This window comes from Microcoleus sp. B6-A1, from assembly GCF_036705085.1.
In the GTDB taxonomy this organism is placed as follows: Bacteria; Cyanobacteriota; Cyanobacteriia; order Cyanobacteriales; family Microcoleaceae; genus Microcoleus.
Map to the genome: position 1 here is coordinate 1 of NZ_JAUBTU010000164.1, position 5201 is coordinate 5201.

General features: G+C 42.0%; 3 protein-coding genes and 3 pseudogenes. 3 read left to right on the forward strand and 3 right to left on the reverse strand.

Annotated elements, in window-relative coordinates; translation table 11 throughout:
- Positions 1-311: 311 nt before the first annotated feature.
- Positions 312-734 (reverse strand): annotated as a pseudogene (locus QUB11_RS30665) (IS4 family transposase); the annotation flags it as partial.
- 121 nt (positions 735-855) lie between these two features.
- Positions 856-1290 carry a hypothetical protein gene (locus QUB11_RS30670; RefSeq protein WP_333207463.1) on the reverse strand — a complete coding sequence of 145 codons (435 nt, stop codon included), beginning with the start codon at positions 1288-1290 and terminating at the stop codon, positions 856-858.
- 284 nt (positions 1291-1574) lie between these two features.
- Here QUB11_RS30670 and tnpC point away from each other — a divergent pair.
- The 3 genes and pseudogenes from tnpC to QUB11_RS30685 all read left to right on the forward strand — a co-directional run.
- Positions 1575-3032: pseudogene (gene tnpC, locus QUB11_RS30675) on the forward strand (IS66 family transposase).
- Positions 3033-3351: 319 nt separating this feature from the next.
- Positions 3352-3804 (forward strand): transposase, encoded by a 453-nt coding sequence (locus QUB11_RS30680; protein ID WP_333207464.1) that lies wholly within the window; start codon positions 3352-3354, stop codon positions 3802-3804.
- A 559-nt stretch (positions 3805-4363) separates the two neighbouring features.
- Positions 4364-4564 (forward strand): annotated as a pseudogene (locus QUB11_RS30685) (IS66 family transposase); the annotation flags it as partial.
- Between the two features lie 4 nt (positions 4565-4568).
- Here the strand turns inward: QUB11_RS30685 and QUB11_RS30690 are convergent.
- Positions 4569-4799, reverse strand: coding sequence for a hypothetical protein (locus QUB11_RS30690; protein ID WP_333207466.1), 231 nt, complete (start codon positions 4797-4799; stop codon positions 4569-4571).
- Positions 4800-5201 lie beyond the last annotated feature (402 nt).

The window sequence follows — 5201 nt, forward strand, 5'->3', positions numbered from 1 at the left end:
ACTCTGGTTTTTGGCTCATTCAACTACATTACCATATTTTTTGGTGTCTCTGAACTTTTTTTGACCTGAATCCTTACGTAGCTTTTTAAATAGCGCGTAAGGATTCAGGTCACTGAACTCCTTGCTGGGCAAAGACTTTAGATATGGAGCTTGATACTAAATCAATCTCTATTCTCAATAAACCCCGAAAAACTGTCACTTCTCCTCGTTTATTGACAATTAACCACGAAAGACAAAAACCCTTATTTTGCCCTAAAACCCTTGCCAGAAAAGCGTTGGAGCCGCAAGTTTTTAGACCTGAATCCTTACAATAGCGCCTCCAATATTGAGCCATCTATTATCCAAATTTTCTCGAATTTTGACAAGGTAAATTGAATACTTTCTGGCAACGGACGTTGATTTCTACTATGCCAAGCTGAAGAGAGATTTGGCAATAAATCTTTAAATACTTTTTCAAATAACTCCGCAGGAAATGTCAAAAATCGTTGTGACACCGCTTGTTGACTAACTTTTGTGGGATTACACCACAGAAAACCGTCTCTGGCTAAGATTCTGGTCAGTTCTCTCACCCCTGCTACGTCTCGCCACAGTAACGTTAATACCGCAGCCATCATCAACGGTAAATTCAATATCCGCTCTCGGAGTCCTAATTTTCGGTAGTAATTTTCTTGATTTGTAATCGCCGGTGTCAGCAATCTTTCCAGTTGCTCTGCAATTACTTCATCTTCCACCATTGGTCTGTGTGTTTTTTTCGCGTGGTCTCGATTGGTTTTTCGGCTGCTGGTCATGGCTGCTCACAATCCCTCTATTACTTGTCTGTCATAAGTTTCCCACGATCCCAGACTCATGGAAATACTACCCTTGACAATTTCCCTTTTTCCTTAACTTGTCACCAATGATTGTTTCCTGAGCCTTCAGACCTTCAACTATTTGTTGCTGGCTAAGATTTGGCCATTTAATTTTTTCCGACATTGTATCTCGGGCTGTGTGGTTTTTTAAGACTTCTAAAAAACGCTCATTTAAATCAGGTATCTCAGACTCCCTAGTTTTTCTTCCTCCTCCAGGTCGGCGAATTGTCTGTTGATTAAAAGTAGTGTCTAATTCACTTTTTAATTCCTTAATTCCCTTGGCTATTGTATTCCTGTCTACTCCCAAAACTCGGGCTATGTAAATAATTCCACCACGACCAAGTTTTACGGCTTCTATCGCTGCATATTTTCTTTGATCTTTTTCAGATAAAGACTGATGATGTTTTCGCATTAAATCAGTAATTTCGTCTGAGTAACACATAAATTAAGTTAGTAAGAAATGATTTAAATCAAAAAATCTTGGGCGATAGATATAAGAAGAACCAAGTAGGCATAATATTTGACATCTCTACCGAAACATACACCTCTTCATATTCACTCATTTATTTATTATATACAGCACTTTGCTTAACGATTAGGTACAATATTAGAGGTGGTAAGAAAGAGAAAAATGAAACCCTACTCCCTAGATATACGTCAAAAGATTGTAAGGATTCAGGTGAAAAATAGTTCATTCAGAGCGGAGAAATATGGTAGTGTAGTCAGATGAGCGAAAAATCAGAGTTATTAGCACTGAAAAGGGAAATAGTTGACCAGTTGAGCCGTGAGGAACTGATCAAAATTGTGCTGACCCAACAGAAGCTGATTGAAAAACTACAAGAAGAGGTCGCAAAGCTCAAAGAGAAACAGCCAAGCAATAGCAAAACATCATCGAAACCCCCATCGAGTGATCTCATACAGAAATCAGAGACAGCCGCTTTTGATAACTCAAAAGAGTCAGAGTCCCAACCAAAGCGAAAACCAGGAGGACAGCCTGGACATATCGGCAAAACCCGCAAAGGATTTGGGCGAGTAGATAGATATCAAATCAGCACTCCTGACTATTGTGAGCATTGTGGCAGCAGAGAATTAAGTGAGATGATTGGTTATAGCAAGCAGCAGGTAGCGTGCTTAGTAAATAGACCAATTGAAGTAGTGGAATATCAACGAGCCAAATGTCAGTGTAATGAATGTGGAGCAATGGTGATTGGATCAGTCTCACCGGGTATAGTGCCAGGACAAGACTTAAGCATCGACCTACAAGCATTATTGGTATGGCTAGGTAATTATGGGCATATGTCTTATGAAAAGCAACAAGAATTGCTGCGGGAATTAGGTGGTATTGAAATTGGGATCGGGACATTACAAGCAACCAATGCGCGAGTAGCTAATGCTGTAAAGCCCGCCGTTAAAGACTTATGGCAATGGGCACCGTTACAAGCTAACGTCCATGTCGATGAAACCCCGTGGTGTGTTAAGGGCGTCAAAGAATGGTTGTGGACAGCTACAGGTCAAGATTTTTGCCTGTTCCATGCTGCGGACACTCGCAGTCGCTCAGAATTAGAAACAATGCTGGGGAATGAGGCAAGCTGGAGTGTTGAATTCTGATGATTTTAGCGTATATAACGGTGTGATTGTGGGAGCGCAGCAGAAATGTCAGGCCCATCTACGACGACATTTTAAGAAAGTTCTTCAAATCAGTCACGGTAACAACACTGTCGTCGCAGAGGCATTTTTGGAATTAATTGATGAGGCATTTCGACAACATCGAATTCAGGGCGTGAGCACCCTGAAGAACTTGATTATCACACTTGGGCGAGGAACTTTAAGACCAGACTGGCAGAATTGTTAAATACTTGGATTGGTCATGTTGGTTATACTGCTGGACTGTTGCTGCGCTCGTTGCGTGAGAAAGCGCACCAATGGTGGTATTTTTTAGACCACCCTGAAATTCCCCCTGACAATAATTTGGCAGAACGTTCTCTGCGATTAGCCGTGACTAAACGTAAAGTATCTGGCGGTTCCCGCTCCATGTCTCGATTTGAACAAACTGCTGATTTGTTATCTGTGATTCAGACTTGTCGGTTTCAAGCTAAAAGCGCAATGGCTTTTTTCCGTGATGCTCTATCTGCCCATTCTTGTAACTTTTTTATGCCTTCTCTGATTCCCCAATCAAAGACCTGAATCCTTACAAAAGATTATTGACACAAGGAGAAGCAGGTAACACCTCTATTCGGAAAGTAGCAGAAAGATTTCAAGTGAGTAAAAGTACGGATCGCGGCACTACTAAAGCGAAAAAAAGAGACAGGAAGACTACTCCCTAGTCAGGCAAAGGGTGGTAAACTGAGCCAACTCTTTGGTCACGAACAACAGATTGAAGAGATGGTAGCCCAGTATCCAGATTACACACTTGCAGAATATTGTGAGTATTGGCACGAAAAAACAGGAGTATGGTTGAGCGAGAGTGCCATGTGCCGATTCTTACAATATTCTGCAACTCACTTTGAAAAAAAAAACACTACGGAGTAGTCAAGCCCATAAAGAAATTAATCAAAAGAAGCGAGTAGAATATTGGGAAAAAATCCGAGATGTCGAACCAGAAAATCTGATATTTTTGGACGAAATGGGCGTATTGCTGGGGAGAATGAGACTTAGAGCTAGAAGTAAAAAGGGAGAAAGAAGCTACGATATCAAGCCATTTTATAGAGGAAGTAGGGTAACAGTGGTGGGAGCAATAAGCAATAAGAAAGTCATCGCCATGAAGACAATAGAAAAATCGATAAACGGAGAGGAGTTCAAGAAATTTGTGCAAGAACAACTGGTTCCAAAATTATGGAGAGGAGCGGTATTAGTCATGGATAATTTGAAGGCGCACAAAGTAGAGGGGGTAGAAGAAATGATTGAAGCAGTGGGAGCAAGAATAGTGTATTTATCACCTTACTCACGCCTAGTTTAACCCGATCGAACATTTATGGTGGGAATTAAAGGCATGGCTCAGGAGATTTGTACCTCGAAGTGTACAGATTGTGGAAAAACTCTTGGAATTGGGAGTGAAATTATGTTCAACTAAGCAAATCGAAAATTATTTTGCTCACTGCTGTTACTGTACCTCTTAGTCACGCAAAGTGCTGTATCGCTGATGTTATTAAATTTTCATTCCTGGGACGATTGAGGGTACTCAGGCATGGGATACTTTTATGTCTCTTGTTGCTACTACTCGTCAGTTGCGAATCAGTTTTTTTGATTATGTCCGTGACCGAATTTCTCAACTTGGAATTATTCCCTCTCTCTCTACTATTATTCGCTCGGCGTTGCTTAATCAGGGTATGAAAAAAATAAGTTGAAAATCCAGAAGCTTTGTGGATACTGGTTTCTATGACTTGCATATTTAGCCTTTCATACCGTAAATCAGCAACGCCATTCGCTCCAAGTCTTCTCTTCATCCCTTGGGCTTATCTTGGCAACTAGAATAACTGCTACCCCTACTTATTGAGCCGATACCTTGTGAGTAATGTCTACGGCTAGCTGTCACGAAACGGAAAGTTTCTGGCGGCTCTCGTTCGATGAAACGATTTGAGGAAACGGCTAATCTCTTGAGTGTGATTCAAACCTGTCGTTTTCAATCTCGTTCAGTAATGGCTTTTTTCCGTGAGGCTATTTCTGCCCATTCTTGTGACTTGGCTCGGCCTGAGCTTATTCCCTTCTTTCAGACCTGAATCCTTACCTCAATACTACTGCCCTCATCACGGGTAACGTCAACAATCGTAGCTTGCGGGGCGGGACGCCATCGCGCAGTTTTTTGTCCCCTGCCGTTAAGCGTGACGCCTTAAAGGTTTCAAGACTCAGCCAATTCCACAGCAGAGCTTCTATTTTTGCCATCGGCAGACCCGGTAGTTGCGTGGCTCCACGCAAGTCTGGATTACCTGAATGAGCTGGGCGTTTTCGGCTCATAAAATTTCATCACGATTCGACGAGCTCTCATACTTAGTCAGATTGTAACCCCAGTAAGAGCGAGTGTGATTTTTGCTTAATATCGCGTGGTAGACGTTAAGAACGATCGCCTGGTTGAGGGCGATGGCATCCTTCAGTTTAAGTTGACACCAATGAACCTTGCCTTACCTCTACTGTAAGTAAGCCCCATCATGTTGAACCACTGACTCCTTCTACCCATGCGCGGGAGATAGTCTGCCCCAAAGTCCAATCTTGCCCCAAAAAAAGACCCCATAGTTATAAAGAGGAGTCAGCCAGGGGATACCGGAGCAGGCGATAAATGTCGAAACCCTTGGTGTGTATAGGTTCAAAAAAAAGTCAAAAATATTTTCACAAAACGCTTGACAACTCTGGGGAGAGTTG

Excerpts from the sequence above, each read along its gene's own strand:
- QUB11_RS30670 (WP_333207463.1), bottom strand. The coding sequence starts at position 1,290 with ATGTGTTACTCAGACGAAATTACTGATTTAATGCGAAAACATCATCAG.
- QUB11_RS30690 (WP_333207466.1), bottom strand. The coding sequence starts at position 4,799 with ATGAGCCGAAAACGCCCAGCTCATTCAGGTAATCCAGACTTGCGTGGA.